This window comes from Nonomuraea mangrovi, from assembly GCF_042681425.1.
GTDB classification, from domain to species: Bacteria; Actinomycetota; Actinomycetes; order Streptosporangiales; family Streptosporangiaceae; genus Nonomuraea; species Nonomuraea mangrovi.
The window spans coordinates 309,204-331,641 of sequence record NZ_JBHUFV010000047.1 but is presented as its reverse complement, the minus strand read 5'-3'; the positions used below and the strand labels follow the sequence as shown (position 1 = coordinate 331,641).

Genomic DNA, 22,438 nt, shown 5'->3' with positions numbered 1-22,438 from the left:
CTGTTCGAACCGGACGGCCCCGGCGCGGAACCTCGCGCCGGGGCCGTCCCGTAGCCTAGGGCGATGTACGGAGAGGGCCTAGGACCAGCGCACGATGTGCGCGCGGGGGTGCGTCCGTAGCGTCGGCGTCATGACGCACAAATCACTGACAGCCGGTCTGGTGGCGTTGGTCTCGCTGGTGGCCTTCGAGTACATCGCGGTGGCGATCGCCATGCCCGTCGTGGCTCGCGAGCTCGGCGGCCTCCACTTGTACGGCTTGGCGTTCAGCGGCGCGATGGCCGCCGCGGTGGTCGGTACGGTCCTCGGCGGCCGATGGGCCGACCTGAAGGGCCCGGTCGCGCCCCTGTGGACGGGAGTGGCCGGGTTCATCGGCGGCCTGCTGCTGGCGGGGCTGGCCTCCAGCATGGAGATGCTGATCGCCGGCAGGCTCGTGCAGGGCTTCGGCGGCGCGCTGGTCAGCGTCGCCCTCTACGTGGTGGTGGCCAGGGTCTATCCGGAGGAACTGCACCCGAAGATCTTCTCGTTGTTCGCCACGGCGTGGGTCGTGCCCTCGATGGTCGGTCCCGCGATCGTCGGGCTGGTGGTCGACTCGCTGGGCTGGCGATGGGTGTTCCTGTCCGTCCCCGTGCTGACCGTCATCGGTGCGCTGATCCTGGTGCGCGGCCTGTCGGGGCAGCCGGTCACGGGTGGGCAGGCCGAGCCCGCTCCCGGTCTAGGCAGGAAGGTCGCGTGGGCGGCGCTGACGGCCGTGGGCGCGGGCCTCATGCAGTACGGCAGCGACGGCAGGCTCCCGCTGCTCGTCGTGGGTCTCGTGGTGCTGCTGGTGGCGCTGCCGAAGCTGCTGCCCGCGGGGACGCTGCGCGCGGCCAGGGGGCTGCCCGCCGTCGTGGCCCTGCGCGGTCTTTCCGCGGGCGCGTTCTTCGCCGCCGAGGTGATCGTCCCGCTCATGCTGATCAGCGAGCGCGGCATGTCGCCGCTGATGGCAGGGTTCGCCCTCACCGGTGGCGCGCTGACCTGGTCGTTCGCCTCCTGGCTGCAGGGACGTGAGGTGTTCGGCAGGACGGCGAACCTGGTCGGCGGCACCGCCGCGCTCGCGCTCGGCATCCTCGCCATGGGCGTGGTCACCTTCGAGGCCGTGCCCGTCGCGTTCGCCTACCCGGCGTGGATCATCACGGGGTTCGGGATGGGCCTGATCTATCCGACGCTGTCGGTGCTGACGCTGGAGCTGTCGAAGCCGGGCGAGCAGGGCGTCAACAGCTCGGCACTCCAGGTCGGCGAGTCGGTGTTCTCCGTGGTGTCGGTGGCGGTGACCAGCGCGCTGTTCGCCGCGGCGGGCCAGGGGTACTGGGCGGTCTACGCTGCCACGCTCGTCATGGCGCTGGTGGGCCTCTGGGTCGCGCCCCGCTTCCAGCCGCTCTCGCCGGGTTCCAAGGCTCCGGCGCTCGCACGTCTGTCATGATGTGCGCCACGTGCGGGGAACGGTCACCGTTCCCCGCTTTGCGGCGTCATGACCAGGCCGCCGATCATGTGAGCGCCCAGGGGGAGCGGGCCCGCTGAAAGACGACCGTGAAAGTGAATCCGTCGATCGGGTGATACCTGTCGACAGCTTCGCCCACGGAAGGCCACCCATGACCGCAGCCGCGGTGCGCGACCCTGATCTCGCCGAACCCGAGGGGTTCAGCGAGATCTTCGACGCCTACTTCGGGGAGATCCACAGGTACGTCGCCCAGCGGCTCGGCCCCGACGACGCCGAGGACGTGGTCGCCGAGACCTTCCTCACCGCCTTCCGCAAACGCGACCGCTACGACCCCGGCAGGGCGAGCGTCCGGTCCTGGCTGTACGGCATCGCCACCAACCTGGTCGGCAAGCACAGGCGCACGGAGATCAGGGCGTTGCGCGCGATGGAACGCGTGTCCCCCGACCGCGACGTGCCCGGCCTCGCCGACGTCGTGGCGGTGCGGGTCAGCGCGCAGAGTCTCGGACCCAGCCTGGCCGGCGCGATCGCCCGGCTCGGCAAGGGCGACCGCGACGTCCTGCTGCTCGTCGCGCTCGCCGGACTGTCTCACGAGGAGATCGCCACCGCGCTCGGCATCCCGTACGGCACGGTCGGCTCCCGGTTGAACCGCGCGAGGAAGAAGCTCCGCAAGGCCCTTGGCGGCACCAACCCGATGGAGGGCGACCGTGGATGACCTGCGGAAGATCCGGGAGCTCTATGGCGAGCCCGAGGAGGGCCCCGGCGTCAGGAACAGGGTCAGGGCCAGGATCGAGGCCGGCGGCGGCAGGCGGCGGCCGCGCTGGACGCCCATGCTGGCGAGCCTCGCGGTCGCGGCCGTCGCCGCGGTGGCCTTCGCCGTGCCCAGGCTGATGACCGCCCACCCGGCCGAGGACAAGGTGAGCGTCCTGCGCGCGGCGGCAGGCGTGGCGGAGGTCCTCCCGCCGACGAAGGGGGCCTACTGGCACGTCAAGCGCCTGATCAACGACTCCGAGGTCAGGGAGCTGTGGGTGGCGAGGGACGGGCGCGCGTGGACGACGACGCGCAGCGGCACGACCACCGTCAGCGCCCCCACCAAGGAGCCCTTCACGATGGACGGGCACCCCATGACGATCGCCGAGATCGAGGCTCTCCCCGGCGACCCCGTCGCGCTGCGCGCCCACGTGAACGGCATCCTTCGCGACGTGCCCGAGCGGGAGCGCGGAGGCGTGGTCGCCGACGCGCTCAGCGGCCTGCTGTGGAGCAAGCCCGCCCCGCCTGACGTGCGGGCCGCCGCCTACCGGGCGCTGGCCGAGCTGCCCGACGTGCGCTACCTGGGCAGGTCGACCTTCGCCTACGACGTGCGCGGCGTGAAGCGCGAGCTGGTCATCGACCCGCGCGACAGCCAGGTGGTCAAGGCCATCACGGGCGTCGCGACAGAGATCGTGCTCGAAGCGGAATGGACTGACGAGAAGCAGTGAAGCGTCCGATCGTCTTGGTGCTGCTCACGCTGCTCACGGCCGCCTGCCTGGTCAGGCCGGGTGACCCGAGCCTGGCCGACGCCAGGGGCAGGCCGATGTGCGACAGGAGCCAGTTCGCCGCCGCCGACGTCATGAAGGGCCCGATCTCGTTCGTCGGTCTCCCGGCCGTGGAACTCGGCACCGACCTCGACTGGCGGATGGATCCGTACCGCAACCGCTCGTGGGCCCTCAACCTGCATTCGCTGCGCTGGATCGGCCGCCTCGTCGTCGCCTACGAGAGCAAGGGCGACGCCGCGCCCCTGCGGCGGGCCGAGCGCACGGCCCACGACTGGGTGAAGGACAACCCACGCGGCGGCGCGGACGTCAGCGCGTGGGCGTGGGCCGAGCACGCCGTCGCGTTGCGCGCGCCCGCGCTGGTCTGCCTGAGCACCTACGTGAAGGCCGACTGGCTGTCCGACTCGCTCGTCGAGCACGCCGAGGTCCTGGCCGACGCCGCGCTGTACAAGGGCGGCCACAACCACGGCCTCGACCAGGACATCGCGCTGCTGGGCATCGGCTGCAGGCTCGGCGTCCCCGAGTGGCGCGACCTGGCCCTGCGCAGGATGACCGAGTCGGCCGAGCGCGCCATCGACGGGCAGGGAACGCTCCAAGAGCAGGCTCCTCGCTACGGCGTCTACGTCCACCAGCGCCTCGGCGTCGCCTTCAACAGCATCAGGGAGTGCGGCGTCGGCGTGCCGTCCGCGCTGGCCGCCAGGCGAGCGGCCCTGGAGTCCTACGTCGCGCACGCCATCCAGCCAGACGGCAGGCTCACCGCCATCGGGGACGGCCCCGCCGACATGCGGCCCACCGGCTTCCGGCGCCCGGGTGACACCGTCGGCGTCTTCGACGGCGGCTACGTCTTCGGCAGGACCGGCTGGTCGCGCGACTCGGCGTTCTACTCGATCAGGTTCGGCCCTCCGCGCCGCTACCACGGTCACGAGGACCACATGAGCGTCACCTACCAGGCCGAGGGACACGACGTCCTGGTCGAGGCGGGCTTCCACTCCTACGAGAAGGGCGACTACCCGAGATGGACCGTCACCCCCGAGGCCCACAACGTGCCCGTGGTCGAGGGCAGGCCGTTCCGCCCGGGTACGGCGACGCGCCTGGTGGGTTCGTCCATCACCCGTACCAGGCAGAGCTTCGAGTTCACCGACGACGCGTACGGCGTGAGCCGTACCAGGAAGGTATTGGTCAACCACGGGCGCGACGTGCTCGCGGTCCTGGACGAGGTGCCCGAAGGGAACACGCTGCGCAACCTGTGGCACCTCGCTCCGGGCCGCAGGCCGACGCTGGTGCAGCTGGAGATGCCCGCGTGCGAGGAGGTCGGCGGACAGCGGGAGGGCAAGGGCGAGATCTCGCCGGGCTACCTCAAGCGCGTTCCCTCGGTCACGATCACCTCGCCCGCTGCCCGGTCGCTGCTGACCGTCGCCGTTCCGGGCAGGGCACGGGTGACGTGCGACGGCACGACCGTGACCGTGCGCACGGAGGAGGGCCCCGTCACCTTTCCCGCGGCCCTGACCGCCTCCCAGCAGCGCAGCGGCGCGCGAACCGGCCGTCCATGACGAGGCGGACGAGGCCGGACGCGCATGACGTGACGGAGGCAGGCCGGGCGCCCATGACATGACGGGGGCCCCGCCGGGTGGACGGGCCGGCGGGGCCTCGACGCTCATGTCCCAAGAACCACCTGGGTGATGCCCAGGAAGCCCGCGGCTCACTCCATCTGAGACCCAGGTGTGATGACCGCGCCGGGATGGCGCCGCGCCCACAGCCGCCTGAACAGGGGCGTCAGGAGGGCCAGCGCGGCCAGACCCAGCAGGACGGCCGCGATCGGGCTTCTGACCAGCGCGGTCACGTCGCCCGCGCTGATGGCCAGCGCCCTGCGCAGCTGCTTCTCCGCCATCGGACCGAGGATCATGCCGATCACCGCGGGGGCGACCGGCAGCCCGAAGCGGCGCATGGCGTAGCCGAGAAGGCCGAGCACGAACAGCACCACGAGGTCGACGGCCGACGAGTTCAGCGCGTAGACGCCCAGGGCCGCGAACAGCACGATGCCCGAGTAGAGGTAGGGGCGCGGGATGCGCAGCACGCGGGCCCACAGGGGGGCCAGCGGCAGGTTCAGCACCAGCAGCATCGCGTTGCCGATGAACAGCGAGGCGATCATGCCCCACACCAGGGCCGGGTTGTGGTCGAACAGTTGCGGGCCAGGCTGCAGGCCGTACTGCTGGAAGGCGGCCAGCAGGATCGCCGCCGTCGCCGACGTGGGCAGGCCGAGCGTGAGCAGCGGGACGAGCGTGCCCGCCGCCGAGGCGTTGTTGGCCGCCTCGGGTCCTGCGACGCCCTCGATCGCGCCCTTGCCGTACTCCTCCTTGGCCACGCCGCGGGCCAGCTTCTTCTCCGCGGCGTAGGACAGGAACGTCGGGATCTCCGCGCCGCCGCCCGGCAGCGCGCCGAACGGGAAGCCGAGCGCGGTGCCGCGCAGCCACGGCTTCCAGGAGCGGCCCCAGTCCGAGCGGCCCATCCACGCGCGGCCCACGGGAACCACCTCGGGGCTGGCGTGCCGCAGCCTGGAGGCGACGTACAGCGCCTCGCCCAGCGCGAACAGGCCGACGGCGACGATCACCACGTCGATGCCGTCGAGCAACTGCGGGATGCCGAGGGTGAGGCGGGCCTGCCCAGTCTGCTCGTCGATGCCGACCAGTCCGATGACCAGCCCGAGACCGAGCGAGGCCAGGCCGCGCACCATCGAGCGCGACAGCACCGAGGAGACCGCGGTGAAGGCCAGCACGGCGAGGGCGAAGTAGTCCTCGGGGCCGAAGGAGATCGCGAAGTCGACCACCGCGGGAGCGGCGACGACGAGCAGGGCCGTGGCGATCGTGCCCGCCACGAACGAGCCGATGGCGGCAGTGGCCAGCGCCTGCGCGGCCCTGCCCCGCCTGGCCATCTTGTTGCCCTCCAGCGCGGTGATCATGGAGGACGACTCGCCTGGCGTGTTGAGCAGGATGGACGTGGTGGACCCGCCGTACATGCCGCCGTAGTAGATGCCGGCGAACATGATGAACGCGCTGGCCGGGGGCACGGTGAAGGTGATCGGCAGCAGGAGCGCGACCGTCATGGCGGGGCCGATGCCGGGCAGGACACCGACGAGCGTGCCGAGGGTGACGCCGACGAGCGCGTACAGCAGGTTGACCGGGGTGAGGGCGGTGGCGAAGCCCTCCAGGAGAAGCTGGAGCGAATCCACTCACATCACCCCCTGGAGCAGGCCGTCAGGGAGGGTGACGCCCAGGCCCCTGACGAAGGCCAGATAGGAGACGACGCCGAGGACGACGGCGATGATCGCGGTCTTGACCTTGCTCTCGGCACCCAGGGCGACGGAGAGGCCGAAGAACAGCAGCGAAGCGGAGATGACCCAGCCGAGGGTGGTGAGGACGGCGGTGAAGGCCAGGAAGATGCCGCTGACCAGTCCGACGCTCTTCCAGTCGGCGGGGGCGTCGGCGTCGATGTCCTCGCTCTCCTCGGGATCGCCCCGGCCGCCGCGCAGGACGTCGAGGGTGTAGAAGGCGCCGATGACGATCAGGGCGCCGCCGACGAGGATGGGGAAGAACCTGGGGCCCAGACCGAGGGCGGAGCTGGCGGCGGTGACATCGAGGGTGCCGACGATGACGAACACGCCGAGGACGAGGACGACGAGGGACAACCCCATCTCCGGGCGCCACCATCCGTGCCTCTTGCCGTGGTCCTCTCCCCGGTCACCGGCTGGGGGCGGCCCGGCAGAGGCGCCGCCGCCGGCGGGCGGGGGGCTCGGGACCCCGGTACGGCCTGCCGTACCGGGATCCGGGTGCGCGGGGACGGCGCCACGGGGGGTGGCGCCGTCCTGCTCGTGCGGGGAGGACATCAGGAGACGAGCCCCATCTCGGCGATGACGGCCTTGACGCGGGTCTGCTCGGCGTTCAGGTAGTCGGCGAACTGCTGCCCGGTCTGGAAGGCGTCGATCCAGCCGTTCTTGGCCACCGCGTCCTTCCACGCCTGCGAGTCGTGCATCTTGGTCACCAGGTCGGTGAGCGCCTTCTTGTCGGCGTCGCTCAGTCCCGCGGGCGCGACGAACCCTCGCCAGTTGGCCAGCTCGACGTCGAGGCCGCCCTCCTTCAGCGTGGGCGCGTCGACGGAGTCGATGCGGCTGGGCGCGGAGACGGCCAGCGCGCGCAGCTTGCCGGACTTCACGTGCTCGGCGAACTCGCCGACGCCGGACACACCGATCGTGACCTTGCCGCCGAGCAGCGCGTTGAGCGCCTCGCCGCCGCCCGAGTGGGCGATGTAGTTGACCTGCTTGGGGTCGACTCCGCCCGCCTTGGCCATCAGGCCCGCCAGGATGTGGTCGGTGCCGCCCGCCGAGCCGCCCGCGACGGACACCTTCGCGGGGTCGGCCTTCCACGCGGCCACCAGGTCGGCCAGCGTCTTCAGCGGCGAGTCAGCGGGCACGACGACGATCTCGTACTCCTCGGTCAGCTTGGCGATCGGCGTGGTCTCGGCCAGCGTGACCTTGGACTTGTTCTGCTCGATCGCGCCGACCATGACCAGGCCCATGGTCATGAGCAGGTTGCCGTCGCCCTTCTCGCCCGCGAGCTGGGCCAGGCCGATCGTGCCTCCCGCGCCGGGCACGTTGAAGACCTCGGTCTTGCGCTGGGGGTCGACGGACTTGATCGCCTGCTCGGCCGTACGGGAGGTCTGGTCCCAGCCGCCGCCGACGGCGGCGGGCGCCATGATGCGCAGTGTGCCGGTGCCGCCGCCCCCGCCCTGCTGGCCGCAGCCGGTGAGGGCCGCGACGGAGAGGGCGGCGATGGTGGCGAGTATGCGGAGTCGCATGATCACTCCAAAACGGGGGGTGTCACAATCTCGAATACTGGATGGTGAAACGGACATCCCCTCTCGTCGACCCTTTACGCGGTTGCCGTCGTAAAGGTCATATTGGTCGCGACCCGTGCGTGACCTGCTGGTGCTTCCATGGCCCTGTGAGACTCGGCACGCAACTCTTCGTGCTGCAGATGGTGATCGTCGTGCTCGCCGTCAGCGGCACGGCTGTCGTATGGGCTCAGCACACCCGGCGGCAGCTCGACTCGCAGTACCAGCAGCGGGCGCTGGCGATCGCCGAAGCGGTGGCGGGGATGCCGCAGGTGCGCGAGGCCTTCGCCGCGCAGGATCCCTCCACGCTCCTGCAGCCGATCGCGGCCGGCGTCCAGCTGGAGACCGGCGCCGACTACGTCGTGATCGCCAATAGGGAGCAGAGACGCTACGCCCACCCGAACACCGCGCTCATCGGCAAGCGGCTGTCCACGGACGGCTCGACCGTCCTGAAGACGGGCGAGAAGTGGGTCGGCGTGGAGACGGGGACGATCGGCACCACGGTGCGCGGCAAGGCCCCGATCTTCGACGAGTACGGCACGATCATCGGGCTCGCCTCGGTCGGGGTGCTCGTGGAGAAGGTGGACGCGCAGGTCGCCTCGGTGCTGGCGCCGCTGCTGTGGACGGGGCTCGCCGTCCTGGTGGCGGGCTCGGCACTGGCGGCGCTCATCGCCCGCAGGGTCCGCAGGCAGATCTTCGGCCTCGAACCCGCCGAGATCGCCAAGCTCCTGGAGCAGCGCGAGGGTGTGCTGCACGGGGTGAAGGAAGGCGTGCTCGCGCTCGACATGAAGGGCAGGGTGACGCTGGTCAACGACGCCGCCCGCGAGCTGCTCGGCGAGGTGGGCGGCGACCTCACCGACATGCCGGTCTCCGAGCGCATGCGCGACGTGCTCGGTGGCGCGGACCCGGGCGAGGACAAGATCGTGCTGCACGGCGAGCGGGTGCTGGTCCTCAACCGCACTCCCGTGTCCGTGCGCGGCCAGCAGCGCGGCTGGGTGATCACCCTGCGCGACAGGACCGAGCTCGTACGGCTGGCCCAGGAGCTCGACTCGGCCAGCTCCACGACGGAGGCGCTGCGGGCCCAGGCCCACGAGTTCGCCAACCGCATGCACACCGTCGTGGGCCTGCTGGAGCTGGGCGAGCACGACGCGGCGATCAGCTTCATCACCAGGACCACGCGCAGTACCTACGCGACGGGCATCCGCGAGCGCGTCGCCGACCCCACGCTGGCCGCGCTGCTGCTGGCCAAGTCGGCGGAGGCGGCCGAACGCGGCGCCACGCTCGTGCTGGCCGACGACACCCGCGTGCCGAAGGGCGCGATCGACGATCCTCAGGACGCCGTGCTCGTCGTCGGCAACCTGGTGGCCAACGCGCTCGACGCGCTCGACGGCGCGCCGGGGACGATCGAGGTCGCCGTCGTGGCCACGGGGGAGGGGCTACGGGTGCGGGTCGGCGACTCGGGCCCCGGCATCACCCCTGACCTGGTGGAAGAGGTCTTCAGGGAAGGGTTCACGACCAAGGCGGCGCACTCCGGCCCCCGCGGGCTCGGCCTCGCACTGACGCGGCAGGCGTGCATGCGCAGGGGTGGCTGGGTGCGCGTCCACAACTCGGGAGGCGCCGTGTTCACGGCGTTGCTGCCATGACCGTGAGGGTGCTCGTCGTCGACGACGACTTCATGGTGGCCCGCATCCACAGCGGTTACGTGGCGAAGCTGCAGGGCTTCGAGGTCGTCGGCACCGCCCACACCGGTGCCGCGGCGCTGGACGCGGTGGCCGAGCATCATCCCGACCTGGTTCTGCTGGACATCTACCTGCCCGACATGTCTGGTCTGGAAGTGCTGAACAGGCTGCGTGGCGTCGACGTTCTCATGATCAGCGCGGCCCGCGACCTGCCGACGGTCAGAGCGGCGATGCGCGGCGGCGCGGTCAGCTATCTGATCAAGCCCTTCACCTCGGCCGCGCTGGCCGAGCGGCTCTCCAGCTACGCCGACACACGCAAGCAGCTCACCTCCATCGGCCCCGAGGTCAGGCAGGACGACATCGACCGTCTGTTCGGCGTCACGAGGGCGCCCCTGCCCAAGGGCCTGTCCTCGGCGACCTGTGCACTCGTCGCCGACGCGCTGCGCGAGGCCGGGGGCGATCTTTCGGCCAGCGAGGCCGCCACGCTGACCGGGTTGTCGCGGGTCAGCGCGCGCCGCTACCTGGAATACCTTTGCGCGGCGGGCAAGGCGGAGCTGCGCCCCAGGTACGGCACGACAGGCCGCCCGGAGCATCGCTACCGCTGGATGTCCTGATTCAAGGTACATATCGCATCACCTGTGCCTTAGTGTTTCCTGAGGAAAGGCAGCGGATTGGGAGGAGCTTGAGGCGTGGCGAACGCCCGACCGATGGACCCACCGACCGACCCGTTCGCCTCGGTGCCCACCCCCAAACCGGGGAAAGGCAGGAAGCCGCGCGTCGGTGGGCTGCCTCCCGGCGTCTCGCCCGACATCTACGGCCCCACAGGCCGGCAGGACCAACGGCCCGTCGGGCCCACCGCCCTGCCTCCCGTCGCCCCGCCGCCGCAGCCGTGGCCGATGGCCGAGGGCCAGCAGGACTACGAGCCCGCGCCTCCGCCGCCGCCCGTGTTCGGCCTGCAGGAACGCCGCTCCTTCGCCGAGCCCCCGCCGCCGCCCGCTCCGCCCAGGCGCGGACGCCTGCTGCCCGCGATCGCCGTCGTGATCGCGGTGCTGCTCGTCCTGGCGTACGTGGTGCCTGCGGTGATCATGTCGGACTCGGTGCTGCCCGGCACCAGGGTGGACGGCGTCGACATCGGCGGGTTGACCGTGACCGAGGCCGCCGACAGGCTCCGTGACGAGCTGGCGCCGAAGATCGAGCGGCCCCTCCAGGTCGAGGTGAACGGCCGCAAGGAGACCGTCGAGTCCGACGAGGCAGGCGTCGAGCTCAACGTCGTCGGCACGATCGAGCAGGCGCCGAGCGGCTTCCCCAGCCCCATCGAGGTGTGGCGGGCGCTGACCGGCACCACGACGATCGAGCCGAAGGTCACCATCGAGTCCGCCCAGCTCGCCAGGACGGTCGAAGGGCTGGCCGCGAAATACGACCAGAAGGCGCGCGAGGGCAGGGTCGCCTTCAAGGGACTCCAACCCGTCACCGTCGCCCCGCGCGAGGGGCGCGTCCTGGACCAGGCGGCCGCGGCCAAGCTGATCAGTGAGGCCTTCCTCGGCTCGCACGGGACCGTGACCCTGCCCGTCAAGATCGACGAGCCCACGACCAAGCCCGCCGCGGTCAAGGCCGCCGCCGCCACCGCGACCAGCGCGCTGTCCGGGCCGATCACCCTGACCAGGGACGGCAAGCAGGCGCAGATCCCCGTCGCCGCCATCGCCGCCAACCTCACCTTCGTCTCCGACGGCGAAGGCGGGCTCGAACCCCGCTTCGACGCGCGTCAGGCGATCGCCGGGATCGAGGGTCAGCTGATCGACGCCGCCCAGGCGCCACGCGATGCCACCTACGACGTCGTCGACGGCAGGCTCAAGCTCGTCTCCGCGCGCAAGGGCAAGGGCGTCGACGACAAGAAACTGGCCGTCGACGTGGCCGAGGCGCTCAAGACGGGCGGCAGCCGTACCATCCCGGTGGATCTGGCGGTCGTCGCGCCACGCATGACCGACAGCGAACTGCGCGGGATGGGCATCAAGGAGAAGGTCGGCTCCTTCGCCACCCAGCACCCCTGCTGCGCGGCGCGCGTGACCAACATCCAGCTGATGGCCAGGACCCTCGACGGCTACATCGTCAAGCCGGGGGAGACGTTCTCCATCAACGGCATCGTCGGCGAGCGGACCACGGCCAAGGGCTACGTGCCCGCGGGACAGATCGTCGCGGGCAAGATGGAGGACGGCGTCGGCGGCGGCGTCTCACAGTTCGCCACCACGATGTACAACGCGGCCTACTTCGGCGGGTTCGAGGACGTCGAGCACATGGCGCACATGTACTGGATCTCCAGGTACCCGCCAGGGCGGGAGGCGACGGTCTTCTGGCCGACCGTGGACCTGAAGTGGAAGAACGACTCCCCGTACGGCGTGCTGGTGAAGACCTCCTACACGGGCACCTCGATCACGGTCACGCTCTGGAGCACCAAGCGGTACGACAAGGTCGAGTCGGTCACCTCGCCGAAGCGGAACCACGTCGCCTTCACGCGGAAGGAGGACGACAGCCCCGGCTGCAAGCCGCAGGAGGCGCACGACGGGTTCACGATCGACGTGACGCGAGTGATCACCAAGGACGGGGTCGAGGTCAAGCGGGAGAGGAAGACCACCACCTACCGCATGGGCCCACAGGTCACCTGCGTGAAGCCGCCGACCGACGACCTGGAGTAGCGGCCGGGGCCGTGCTCACCTGCGGCCTCAGCTCAGCGGCACCGACAGGATCCTGTCGTCGCCGTCGCGGGGGTCGCCCCTGCCGTCGTGATTGCTCGTGCCCACCCACAGGCTGCCGTCGGGCGCCGCGGTGACGGCCCGCAGCCTGCCGTACGTGCCGTCGAAGCGGGCCACGGGCTTGCCGGCCGAGCCGTCCGCGCCCAGCGGCACCTGCCACAGCCGCCTGCCCTGCAGCGCGCCGACCCACAGCGAGCCCTTCGCGTAGGCCATGCCCGAAGGGGAGGCCTCCGAGGTGCTCCAGGTGACGATCGGATCGATGAAGTCGGGGTCGGAGCCGACGCCCTCCACCTCGGGCCAGCCGTAGTTGCCGCCCGGCTTGATCAGGTTGACCTCGTCGTAGGAACTGGAGCCGAACTCCGAGGCGTACAGCCGCCCTGCCGGGTCCCACGCCAGGCCCTGCACGTTGCGGTGCCCGTAGCTGTAGACCAGGGTGCCGAACGGGTTGCCCGGTGCAGGCGTGCCGTCCACGGTCATCCGCAGGATCTTGCCGCCGAGCGAGTCGCGGTCCTGGGCCAGCGGCCTGTCGCCGGTCTCGCCCGTGGTCGCGTACAGGAAGCCGTCGGGTCCGAACGCGAGCCGTCCTCCGTCGTGGATGCCGCCCTTCGGGATGCCCTTCACGATCACCTTGGCGTCCGAGAGCCGGTCATCGGCGAGGCGGTAGCGGACGACCCTGTTGTCCGCCGCCGCGGTGTAGTACAGGAAGACCTGCTCGCCCTTCACCGCCACGCCCATGAGCCCGCCCTCCCCGTCGGGCTCGGCCCCCGCGATCCTGCCCAGCGAGGTGACCAGGCCCGTGGACGTCACGCGCAGCAGCCTGGCGCGGTCCCGCTCGGTGACCAGCGCGTCGCCGCCGTCCAGGAACGCGATCGACCACGGCACCCGCAGCCCCTCCGCGACCGTCCTGGGCTCGCCGGGCGTCGCCGACGGCTTCGCCGTACCGGCCGGGCGCACACCGCTCCCGACCTCCGCCGGCGCCGCGGCGCACCCCGCGGCCAGTGTCGCGGCGATCATGATCGTAAAGATGGACCTCATGTGCCCCATACTCGCCTCTTCCCCATAAAGTTCCGCGTATGAAGATCTGGGTGCCGTCCGAGGCCGCCGCTGAAGTGCTCGCCGACCTGCCCGATGTGGAGTGCGTCGTCTTCGACGGCCGCGGCCCGGCCCCCAAGGGGGCCGAGGAGGCCGAGGTGTGGATCCCGCCGCTGATCCCCGTGCAGGACACGCCCGAACTCATGGCGCGGATGAAAAGGCTGCGGCTGGTGCAGACCGTGACGGCGGGCGTGGAGCCCTACCGGCCGCACCTGCCCCAAGGGGTCACGCTGTGCAACGCGCGCGGCGTGCACGACGCGGGCACCGCCGAGTGGGCGGTCGGCGCGATGATCGCGGTGCTGAGGGACTTCCCCGCCTTCGTGGACGCGCAGCGCAGGGGCGAGTGGGCCTACCACTACACCGACGTGCTGGCCGACGCCCGTGTGCTGATCGTCGGGTACGGATCCATCGGCGCGGCGCTCGAACGCAGGCTCGACGGGTTCGAGGTCGAGGTGGTGAGGGTGGCCAGGACGGCCCGCGAGGGCGTCCACCCCATGGAGGAACTGGACACGCTCCTTCCCGACGCCGACGTCGTGGTGCTGCTCGTGCCCGCGACCGCCCACACGGCCGGCATGGTCGACGCCGGCTTCCTCGCGCGCATGAAGGACGGGGCGCTGCTCGTCAACGCCGCAAGAGGCGCGGTGGTCGACACCGACGCCCTGGTCGCCGAGCTCGTCTCCGGGCGGCTGCGGGCCGCCCTCGACGTCACCGACCCCGAGCCGCTGCCCGGCGGGCACCCGCTCTGGAACGCGCCAGGGGTGTTCATCACACCGCACGTGGCGGGCAGCACGCCCGCCTCGACACGCCGCGTGCTGCGCCTGATCCGCTCCCAGCTGCTGCGATACCTCGCGGGCGAGCCGCTGAAGAACGTCATCACCGAGTCGTACTGACGGTGTCGTACTGACAAAGGGATTCCCGAACGTGTCTGCCCCGTGACCTTCGGTGCGTACGGTGGGCGACATCGACGATTCCACGACAGCTATCCATGACCCGTTGTCAAGGCGATCTTCGGAGCAAAGTGGTCCTCATGGTTATCAGATCGGTGACGACTCCCCGGTTGTCGTCCCCCGCGCACCCGGAAGAGCACACACTGGCGATGTGCGACTGCCGAACTCCGGCAGTCACGTGAGCTGACTTGACACGGGATGGGCAACGACATTGATCCGCTGGCGTGATCCACGGGCGCCGCTCGCCGGCGCGGCCGCGACGGGTGTGGTGGGGTTGGCCGCCGCCCTTCTCGCGGGCGCACCGGCCCTGGCGACCGCCGCGGTCGCCGGAGGGCTGGCCGCGCTGCTGGCGGCCGTCTCGCTGCTGGTCGCCTCCGTGCGGATGGCGCCCCAGCACCGGCCCGCCGCGCGCTGGCTCGGCTCGGCCTCGGTGGTCTGGCTCTTCGGTGTGGCGCTGCGCCCCGTCGCGGCGGGCTCCATCCTGGCGGTCAACTTCTCCGACCTGCTCGTCCTCGTCGCCACCGTGCTGTTCGCCGGGGGGTGCGTGCTGGCCGCGGGACGGCCCATGCACGCCCGTGTCGTGCTGAGACAGGTGACCGACGCCTATCTGTGCGCGGCCGCCCTCTTCCTGATCAGCTGGGTGATCGCGCTCAAGCCGCTCTACGTCGAGGTGGGCGTCTCCTCGACGTTCATGATCACGCTGTTGCCCGCGCTGGTCAGCCTGCTGGTGACCTGCGCCGTGGGGCCCGTGGTCGTCACCGCGCGGTCGCCGCTGTGGCCGCTCGGCCTCGCGGGCCTGGCCGTCCTCGCCACCGCGACGATCGGCGAGCTCTCCGGCGCGGTCGCCAGGCTCGGCGGTGTCGACCCGCCCAGGTGGAGCCTCCTGCTCGCGCCAGTCGCCTTCCTGCTGCTGGCGGCACTGCCCTGGAGCGGCAGGTCGTCGAGGATCATCGACGCGGGCGGCGAGGAGTCGAAGGCGCCCACCGGCCAGGTCGCCGCCACCCTGATCGCGGCCGTGCCGCTGTGCCTGGTCGTGATCGCCGCCGGCGCGATGCTGCTCAACCTGAAAGGCCCGCCCGTCACGGGCGTCGCCCTGGTCGCCGCCTCCGTGGTGGTGATCCTCGTCGTCCGCGTGTTCGTGCTGATCACCACCACCGCCCGCATGCGCCACCTGGTCGCGCTCGGCGACCGCCAGCTGCGCGAGCTGGCCGAGAGCACCGGCGACGTGGTCCTGCTGTGCGACTACGAAGGCGTCGTCCGCGAGATGGGCGCGGGCGTCGAGGTGACCTACGGCTACCGCCCCGAGGACCTGGTCGGCGGGTCGATCTTCGACTACATCCACCCCGAGGACGTGCCGGGCATCCAGCTGGCGCTGCGCCAGATGGGCCTGGACGAGGACCCGGTGGCGCCCGGCGCCTGCCTGATCGCCTGCAGGGTGCGGGCGGCCGACGGCACGTGGCGGCCCACCGAGTCCGTGGCCACCCGCCACGTGCACGGCGAGGAACTGCTGCTGGTCACCACCCGCGACGTGAGCGACGAGGAGGCGCTGCGCAACCAGGTCGCCCACCTGACCTTCCACGACGGCGTCACGGGCCTGCCCAACCGCTCCTACTTCGAGGAGCGCACGCGGGAGGTCCTGGAGGGCAGACAGGCGGGGCGCACCGCGGTGATCTTCCTCGACCTCGACGGGTTCACCTCGGTCAACGACTCGGTGGGCCACGCCAGCGGCGACTACCTCCTCGGGCAGGCCGCGCGTCGCCTTCGCGGCGCCGTACGGCCCGACGACACCCTGGCGCGCTGGGGCGGCGACGAGTTCGCCGTGCTGGTGGAGACGGGCCCCGAGGCCGCGCAGGTCGCGGTCGACGTGGCCGAGCGGCTCGTCAGGGCGGTCTCGCAGGACCCGTTCAGGGTGGCCGACCGCGACGTCGCGCTGACCGCGAGCGTGGGCGTGGCCTTCGCCGAGGACGGCGTGCCCGCGGGCGACCTGATCCGCAACGCCGACGTGGCGATGGCACGAGCCAAGGAGCTCGGCGGGCGTAGGGTCGAGGTGTTCGCCGCGCACATGCACGCCGATGTGGTGCGCAGGCTCGAGCTGGCCGCCGACCTGCACCGGGCGCTGGTGGAGGAGCAGTTCGCGATCGAGTACCAGCCGGTCGTCGACCTTGCCACCTCGCGGGTGACCGCGGTCGAGGCGCTGGTGCGGTGGTGGCGGGGGTCGGTGTTCGTGCCGCCTGAGCAGTTCCTCGGCCCTGCCGAGGACACCGGGCTCATCGTGCCGCTGAGCGAGTGGATCCTGCGCGAGGCCTGCCGCGAGGTGGCCGCGTGGCGGGCGTCGTCGTGGGACATCGGGCTGTCGCTCAACCTGTCGGCCAGGCAGATCACGGCGCCGCGCTTCGTCGAGACCATCTCCGAGGCGCTGCAGGAGAGCGGCCTGCCCGCCTCCGCGCTCACCCTCGAGGTGATCGAGGAGATGCTGGTCGAGGACGCCGAGGAGACGATCAGCAGGTTGTCGGAGCTGCGCGCCCTCGGCGTGCGGCTGGCCATCGACGACTTCGGCACCGGCTACGCCTCGCTCGCGTTCCTGCGCCAGCTGCCCGTCGACATGATCAAGATCGACCCCTCGTTCGTCTCGGGTCTCGGCCGTGACGAGACGCTGACGCTGCTCACCCGCACGATCGTCAGGCTCGGCCACGACCTCGGGCTGATCGTCGTGGCCGAGGGCATCGAGCGGCCCGAGCAGCTGGAACTGTTGAGGGAGATGGGCTGCACCCGCGGTCAGGGCTACCTCGTGGCCAGGCCCATGGCGGCGCGCGGCGTCGACTCGCTCATGCGCACCAACCTCACCAGTCTCGGATCGTGAGACTCGTGTTCCACCAAATTGACACAGCCGCCCTAGGAGCGGCTATGGTGTGTCTCATGCTTCGCAGTGAGATTCTCGTAGTACTTCGCCGGCGCGCAGGCCGTTAGCGAAGCACTTCGACCTGCGCGCCGCCCCAGCCCCGCACCTCCGTGCGGGCGGGGCATTTTTTATGTCCTCAGTGCTCAACGCCACGCAAGGAACGAGCGATGACCGAACGGATGACAGGTGCACAAGCCCTCGTGAGGGCGCTGGAGCACGTTGGAGTCGACACCGTGTTCGGGATCCCTGGCGGCGCGATTCTCCCCGCCTACGATCCTCTCTACGACTCGACCAAGGTCCGTCACGTGCTTGTAAGGCACGAGCAGGGCGCCGGCCACGCGGCCGAGGGCTACGCCCAGGCCACGGGCAAGGTCGGGGTGTGCATGGCGACCAGCGGTCCCGGCGCCACGAACCTGGTGACGCCCATCGCCGACGCCTACATGGACTCGGTGCCCATGGTGGCCATCACCGGCCAGGTGGCCAGCAGCATGATCGGCACGGACGCCTTCCAGGAGGCGGACATCTCCGGCATCACCATGCCGATCACCAAGCACAGCTTCCTGGTCACCGACGCGGCCGACATCCCGCGCACGATCATGGAAGCGTTCCACATCGCCTCCACGGGCCGCCCTGGCCCCGTCCTCGTCGACATCGCCAAGGACGCGTTGCAGGCCGACACGACCTTCGTCTGGCCGCCCGTCATGCAGCTGCCCGGCTACCGGCCGGTCACCAGGCCGCACTCCAAGCAGATCCGCGAGGCGGCCAAGCTCATCGCCGAGTCCAAGCGGCCCGTCCTCTACGTCGGCGGCGGCGTCCACAAGGCGCGCGCGTCGGCCGAGCTGCTGCGCCTGGCCGAGCTGACCGGCATTCCCGTCGTCACCACGCTGATGGCGCGCGGCACCTTCCCCGACAGCCACCCGCAGCACATGGGCATGCCCGGCATGCACGGCAGCGTCTCGGCGGTCGGCGCGCTCCAGCAGTCCGACCTGATCATCGGCTTGGGCGTGCGGTTCGACGACCGCGTCACGGGACAGCTGTCCACCTTCGCGCCCCACGCCAAGGTCGTCCACGCCGACATCGACCCCGCGGAGATCTCCAAGAACCGCCACGCGGACGTGCCGATCGTCGGCGACTGCCGCGAGGTCATCACCGAGATGATCGGCGCCGTCGAGGCCGAGGGACGCAAGGGCGACTACACCGAGTGGTGGAAGACGCTCAACGGCTACAAGGAGACCTACCCGCTCGGCTACGAGGAGTTCGCCGACGGCTCGCTGGCTCCGCAGTACGTCATGGAGCGGCTGAGCGCGATCTCGGGCCCGGAGACCTACTTCGTCGCCGGCGTCGGACAGCACCAGATGTGGGCCGCGCAGTTCATCGACTACGAGAACCCGGGCAGGTTCATCAACTCGGGCGGCCTCGGCACGATGGGCTTCGCCGTCCCCGCCGCGATGGGCGCCAAGATGGGCAGGCCTGGCGCGACCGTGTGGGCGATCGACGGCGACGGCTGCTTCCAGATGACCAACCAGGAGCTGGCGACCTGCGCGATCGAGGGCGTGCCCGTCAAGATCGCGATCATCAACAACGGTAACCTCGGCATGGTCAGGCAGTGGCAGACGCTGTTCTACGACCAGCGCTACTCCAACACCGACCTGCAGGCGAAACTCCGGATCCCCGACTTCGTCAAGCTGGCCGAGGCCTATGGTTGTGTGGGCCTGCGTTGCGAGCGACCCGAAGACGTCGACTCCGTCATCAAGGAGGCCATGGAGATCAACGACCGCCCTGTGGTCGTCGACTTCGTGGTCCACCAGGACGCCATGGTGTGGCCGATGGTCGCCGCCGGCACGAGCAACGACGACATCAAGATCGCGCGGGACATGGCGCCGACGTGGGAGAGCGAAGATGAGTAGGCACACTCTGTCCGTGCTCGTGGAGAACAAGCCGGGCGTCCTGGCCCGCGTGTCCTCCCTGTTCAGCAGGCGCGGCTTCAACATCGACTCGCTGGCGGTCGGGCCGACCGAGCACTCCGACATCTCGCGCATGACGATCGTGGTCAGCGTCGAGGAGCTCCCGCTGGAGCAGGTCACCAAGCAGCTCAACAAGCTCGTGAACATCCTCAAGATCGTCGAGCTCGACAGCTCCCAGTCGGTGCAGCGCGAGCTCATGCTGATCAAGGTGAAGGCGGACGCCGAGACCAGGTCGCACGTCCTCGAACTGGTCCAGCTGTTCAGGGCCCGCTGCGTCGACGTCGCGTCCGACGCGGTGACCATCGAGGTCACCGGCACCCCGGACAAGCTCGAGGCCTTCATCAAGGTGCTGGAGCCGTTCGGCATCAAGGAACTTGTCCAGTCGGGCATGGTGGCCATCGGCCGCGGCGCCCGTTCCATCACCGACCGGTCCCTCAGGGCACTGGACCGTACCGCCTGAAAGGTATATGCACGTGACCGAGATCTTCTATGACGACCAGGCCGACCTGTCGATCATCCAGGGGCGGGTCGTGGCCGTCATCGGATACGGCAGCCAGGGCCACGCCCACGCCCTCTCCCTGCGTGACTCCGGTGTGGACGTCCGCGTGGGCCTGCCCGAGACCTCCAAGAGCAGGGACCTGGCCGCGGCCGAGGGCCTGCGCGTGGTCACCCCCGCCGAGGCGGCCGCCGAGGCCGACCTCATCATGATCCTCGCGCCCGACCACCTTCAGCGCGGCATCTACGAGAACGACATCAAGCCGAACCTGCAGGAGGGCGACGCGCTCTTCTTCGGCCACGGCCTCAACATCCGCTACGGCCTCATCGAGGCGCCCGAGGGCGTCGACGTCGCCATGGTCGCCCCCAAGGGCCCCGGCCACCTCGTCCGCCGCCAGTACCAGGCGGGACGCGGCGTGCCGTGCCTCGTCGCGGTCGAGAAGGACGCCTCCGGCAAGGCCTTCGACCTGGCCCTGTCCTACGCCAAGGGCATCGGCGGCACCCGCGCGGGCGCCCTCAAGACGACCTTCACCGAGGAGACCGAGACCGACCTGTTCGGCGAGCAGGCCGTCCTCTGCGGTGGCGTGTCCGAGCTGATCAAGGCGGGCTTCGAGACGCTGATCGAGGCCGGGTACCAGCCCGAGGTCGCCTACTTCGAGTGCCTCCACGAGATGAAGCTGATCGTGGACCTCATGTACGAGGGCGGCATCTCCAAGATGTACTGGTCGGTGTCCGACACCGCCGAGTACGGCGGCTACACGCGCGGCCCGCGCGTGGTCACCGAGGAGACCAAGAAGGAGATGAAGCGCATCCTGGCCGAGGTTCAGGACGGCACCTTCGCGCGCCAGCTGGTCGAGGAGTTCGAGGGCGGGCAGAAGGAGTTCACGCGCTACCGCGAGGAGCTGGCCGAGCACCCGATCGAGAAGACCGGCGCCAAGCTGCGGCCGATGATGAGCTGGCTCAAGGCCGAGGGCTGATCCGCGTCCGGGCGTCCCTTCTCGGGGCGCCCGGCCACCGGCGCGTGGCGCCGACCAGGTGCGGCCCACTGCCCGGTCATCGGTAGGCGGCGCCGGCGAGGTGCGGCTCACTGTCCGGTCATCGGTGGGAGGCGCCGACCAGGTCCGCGCCGCTCTCCCTTCTTTCGTCTTGACGGCAAGCCGGCTCCGGCGCCTCCGCGGTCACCGGCGGGCCTCCGTCCAGGGGACGCTCCTCGGGAGCGTGTGGCCGCTCGCCGTCACGGACCGCGGCGCCCGTCTCCACCAGTCGCCAGATCAGCACCGAGGCCCCCAGCGCCGCCACCACCAGCACCGCGAGTCCCGCCCTGGCCGCGTCCGTCCAGCCGGCGGCGTCGAGCCCGCCGAAGAACACCGCGCCGACCACGGTGACGCCGAGGACGCCGCCCACCTCCTGCACGGTTCCCAGCACGCCGGCCGCCGCGCCCGCGTGCGCCTGCCGTACCGAGGACAGGGTCATCGACAGCAGCGGTGACATCACCAGGCCCATCCCTGCCCCGGCCGTGAAGAGCCCGGGGAGCAGCGCGGCCGGCGGTCCGCCGGCCGCCTGGAAGTTCCACAGCAGCCCCGCGGTGAGTGCGAGGGCGCCCGCCACGGGAAGCCTTCGGCCCGTCCGGGAGCCGGTGCCGCGCCTGGTGACGAGCGAGGCGGCGAAGAATCCGGCGTTGACCGCCGTGAACACCGCGCCCGAGGCCACCGGGGCCAGCCCTCTGCCGTCCTGAAGGTAGAGGGCCAGCAGGAACGACAGGCCCGACGAGGTCCCGAACAGGAGCGCCACGGCGGCCAGCCCCAGCACGAACCCGCGGTTCCTGAACACGCCCAGATCGAGCAGGGGATCGTCGAGGCGCCTCTGCCTGGCGACGAACGCGGCCATCAGGGGGAGCGCGGCGGCCAGGCAGGCCCATGACCAGGCGGGCCATCCGGCTTCCCTGCCGTGCGCGAGCGGGAAGACGACAGCCACCAGGCCTGTGGCGATCATGGCCGCGCCCACCAGGTCGAGCCTGCGGCGAACCGGCTCGCGGGCCGCGCGCGCCGGGCATCCCGAGAGGTCGGCGAGCCTCCCGGCCGCCTTGGGGCCTGCTTCGTGCGGTGCGCGGGGTCGCGTGCCGGCGCTTTCGAGGGCAGGGCTGCCCGGGCCGGCGAGAGGGCCGGGGAGGAGGCGGTGGGCGCAGGCGAGGGCGAGGACGCCGATCGGGACGTTGATCAGGAAGCACGTGCGCCACCCCAGCCCTGCCAGGTCCGTCGCGACCAGCGTGCCGCCGATGACCTGACCGCCGACGCCCGCGAGGCCGACGGCCGTGCCGTACCAGCCGAAGGCCTTCGCCCCGTCGGCGCCCTGGTAGAGCGCCCTCATCAGCGTCAGCACCTGCGGTGCCATCAGGGCCGCCGCGCAGCCCTGCAGGATCCGCGCCGACACCAGGAACGCCGGGCCCTGCGCCGCCCCGCACGCGGCCGAGGCCAGCGTGAACAGGGCGAGGCCCGTGAGGAAGACCCGGCGCGCGCCGTGGATGTCGCCGAGCCGTCCCGCGATGATCACACCGGCCGCGTAGGCCAGGCCGTAGCCCGCGATCACCAGCTGGGTCGCTGACTCGCCCGCGCCGAGGTCGGCGCGGATGGCGGGCAGCGCGACGTTGGCGATGAAGAAGTCGAGCGTGGTGACGAACGCGGCGACGAGCAGGATGGGCAGCGCCCTCCAACGGCTGCTGGTCATG

The 22,438-nt window shown here is 71.0% G+C and carries 17 protein-coding genes; 12 read left to right on the top strand and 5 right to left on the bottom strand.

Annotated features, from left to right (window positions below; genetic code table 11):
- Positions 1-130 precede the first annotated feature (130 nt).
- The 4 genes from ACFSKW_RS31650 (at position 131) to ACFSKW_RS31635 (ending at position 4,556) form a co-directional block, all read left to right on the top strand.
- Positions 131-1,459 (top strand): MFS transporter, encoded by a 1,329-nt coding sequence (locus tag ACFSKW_RS31650; protein WP_379576133.1) that lies wholly within the window; start codon positions 131-133, stop codon positions 1,457-1,459.
- Positions 1,460-1,628: 169 nt separating this feature from the next.
- The gene (locus ACFSKW_RS31645) at positions 1,629-2,189 is read left to right on the top strand and encodes an RNA polymerase sigma factor (RefSeq protein ID WP_379576132.1); all 561 of its coding nucleotides are present in this window, start codon (positions 1,629-1,631) and stop codon (positions 2,187-2,189) included.
- Positions 2,182-2,952 carry a hypothetical protein gene (locus ACFSKW_RS31640; RefSeq protein WP_379576131.1) on the top strand — a complete coding sequence of 257 codons (771 nt, stop codon included), beginning with the start codon at positions 2,182-2,184 and terminating at the stop codon, positions 2,950-2,952. Before ACFSKW_RS31645 ends, ACFSKW_RS31640 begins: the two co-directional genes overlap by 8 nt.
- On the top strand, positions 2,949-4,556 hold the full coding sequence (locus ACFSKW_RS31635; protein ID WP_379576130.1) for a heparinase II/III domain-containing protein: 1,608 nt from the start codon (positions 2,949-2,951) through the stop codon (positions 4,554-4,556). The genes ACFSKW_RS31640 and ACFSKW_RS31635 overlap by 4 nt, the downstream gene beginning before the upstream one ends.
- Positions 4,557-4,705: 149 nt before the next feature.
- Here the strand turns inward: ACFSKW_RS31635 and ACFSKW_RS31630 are convergent, their stop codons facing one another.
- The 3 genes from ACFSKW_RS31630 to ACFSKW_RS31620 all read right to left on the bottom strand — a co-directional run bounded on the left by ACFSKW_RS31630 (position 4,706) and on the right by ACFSKW_RS31620 (position 7,854).
- A complete protein-coding gene (locus tag ACFSKW_RS31630) occupies positions 4,706-6,232 on the bottom strand; it encodes a tripartite tricarboxylate transporter permease (protein WP_379576129.1) in 1,527 nt (508 codons plus the stop codon).
- On the bottom strand, positions 6,233-6,694 hold the full coding sequence (locus tag ACFSKW_RS31625; protein WP_379576128.1) for a tripartite tricarboxylate transporter TctB family protein: 462 nt from the start codon (positions 6,692-6,694) through the stop codon (positions 6,233-6,235).
- A 191-nt stretch (positions 6,695-6,885) separates the two neighbouring features.
- Positions 6,886-7,854, bottom strand: coding sequence for a Bug family tripartite tricarboxylate transporter substrate binding protein (locus ACFSKW_RS31620; RefSeq protein WP_379576127.1), 969 nt, complete (start codon positions 7,852-7,854; stop codon positions 6,886-6,888).
- A gap of 146 nt (positions 7,855-8,000) precedes the next feature.
- On the opposite strand from ACFSKW_RS31620, the gene ACFSKW_RS31615 reads away from it, so the two are divergent.
- From ACFSKW_RS31615 to ACFSKW_RS31605, 3 genes are all read left to right on the top strand, one after another.
- Positions 8,001-9,533: an ATP-binding protein gene (locus ACFSKW_RS31615; protein WP_379576126.1), complete on the top strand. Its 1,533-nt coding sequence runs from the start codon at positions 8,001-8,003 to the stop codon at positions 9,531-9,533.
- Complete coding sequence (locus ACFSKW_RS31610; protein WP_379576125.1) at positions 9,530-10,183, top strand: response regulator; 654 nt, start codon at positions 9,530-9,532, stop codon at positions 10,181-10,183. Before ACFSKW_RS31615 ends, ACFSKW_RS31610 begins: the two co-directional genes overlap by 4 nt.
- 75 nt (positions 10,184-10,258) lie before the next feature.
- Positions 10,259-12,259 carry a VanW family protein gene (locus ACFSKW_RS31605; RefSeq protein WP_379576124.1) on the top strand — a complete coding sequence of 667 codons (2,001 nt, stop codon included), beginning with the start codon at positions 10,259-10,261 and terminating at the stop codon, positions 12,257-12,259.
- Positions 12,260-12,286: 27 nt separating this feature from the next.
- Here the strand turns inward: ACFSKW_RS31605 and ACFSKW_RS31600 are convergent, their stop codons facing one another.
- Entirely contained in the window at positions 12,287-13,351 is a 1,065-nt protein-coding gene (locus ACFSKW_RS31600) for a PQQ-dependent sugar dehydrogenase (RefSeq protein WP_379576123.1), read from the bottom strand.
- Between the two features lie 38 nt (positions 13,352-13,389).
- On the opposite strand from ACFSKW_RS31600, the gene ACFSKW_RS31595 reads away from it, so the two are divergent.
- The 5 genes from ACFSKW_RS31595 to ilvC all read left to right on the top strand — a co-directional run bounded on the left by ACFSKW_RS31595 (position 13,390) and on the right by ilvC (position 20,690).
- Positions 13,390-14,298, top strand: a complete 909-nt coding sequence (locus ACFSKW_RS31595; protein ID WP_379576122.1) for a 2-hydroxyacid dehydrogenase — start codon at positions 13,390-13,392, stop codon at positions 14,296-14,298.
- A 271-nt stretch (positions 14,299-14,569) separates the two neighbouring features.
- On the top strand, positions 14,570-17,215 hold the full coding sequence (locus ACFSKW_RS31590; protein ID WP_379576331.1) for a putative bifunctional diguanylate cyclase/phosphodiesterase: 2,646 nt from the start codon (positions 14,570-14,572) through the stop codon (positions 17,213-17,215).
- Positions 17,216-17,421: 206 nt separating this feature from the next.
- Positions 17,422-19,161 (top strand): acetolactate synthase large subunit, encoded by a 1,740-nt coding sequence (locus tag ACFSKW_RS31585; protein ID WP_379576121.1) that lies wholly within the window; start codon positions 17,422-17,424, stop codon positions 19,159-19,161.
- Entirely contained in the window at positions 19,154-19,678 is a 525-nt protein-coding gene (gene ilvN, locus ACFSKW_RS31580; protein ID WP_354909714.1) for an acetolactate synthase small subunit, read from the top strand. The genes ACFSKW_RS31585 and ilvN overlap by 8 nt, the downstream gene beginning before the upstream one ends.
- Positions 19,679-19,700: 22 nt before the next feature.
- Entirely contained in the window at positions 19,701-20,690 is a 990-nt protein-coding gene (gene ilvC, locus ACFSKW_RS31575) for a ketol-acid reductoisomerase (protein WP_379576330.1), read from the top strand.
- A gap of 118 nt (positions 20,691-20,808) precedes the next feature.
- On the opposite strand, the gene ACFSKW_RS31570 is transcribed toward ilvC, so the two are convergent.
- Positions 20,809-22,437 (bottom strand): MFS transporter, encoded by a 1,629-nt coding sequence (locus ACFSKW_RS31570; protein ID WP_379576120.1) that lies wholly within the window; start codon positions 22,435-22,437, stop codon positions 20,809-20,811.
- Position 22,438: the final 1 nt, after the last annotated feature.

Coding starts and splice junctions, on each gene's coding strand:
- ACFSKW_RS31650 (WP_379576133.1), top strand. CDS start 131: ATGACGCACAAATCACTGACAGCCGGTCTGGTGGCGTTGGTCTCGCTG.
- ACFSKW_RS31645 (WP_379576132.1), top strand. CDS start 1,629: ATGACCGCAGCCGCGGTGCGCGACCCTGATCTCGCCGAACCCGAGGGG.
- ACFSKW_RS31625 (WP_379576128.1), bottom strand. CDS start 6,694: ATGGGGTTGTCCCTCGTCGTCCTCGTCCTCGGCGTGTTCGTCATCGTC.
- ACFSKW_RS31620 (WP_379576127.1), bottom strand. CDS start 7,854: ATGCGACTCCGCATACTCGCCACCATCGCCGCCCTCTCCGTCGCGGCC.
- ACFSKW_RS31610 (WP_379576125.1), top strand. CDS start 9,530: ATGACCGTGAGGGTGCTCGTCGTCGACGACGACTTCATGGTGGCCCGC.
- ACFSKW_RS31600 (WP_379576123.1), bottom strand. CDS start 13,351: ATGAGGTCCATCTTTACGATCATGATCGCCGCGACACTGGCCGCGGGG.
- ACFSKW_RS31595 (WP_379576122.1), top strand. CDS start 13,390: ATGAAGATCTGGGTGCCGTCCGAGGCCGCCGCTGAAGTGCTCGCCGAC.
- ACFSKW_RS31585 (WP_379576121.1), top strand. CDS start 17,422: ATGACCGAACGGATGACAGGTGCACAAGCCCTCGTGAGGGCGCTGGAG.
- ilvN (WP_354909714.1), top strand. CDS start 19,154: ATGAGTAGGCACACTCTGTCCGTGCTCGTGGAGAACAAGCCGGGCGTC.
- ACFSKW_RS31570 (WP_379576120.1), bottom strand. CDS start 22,437: ATGACCAGCAGCCGTTGGAGGGCGCTGCCCATCCTGCTCGTCGCCGCG.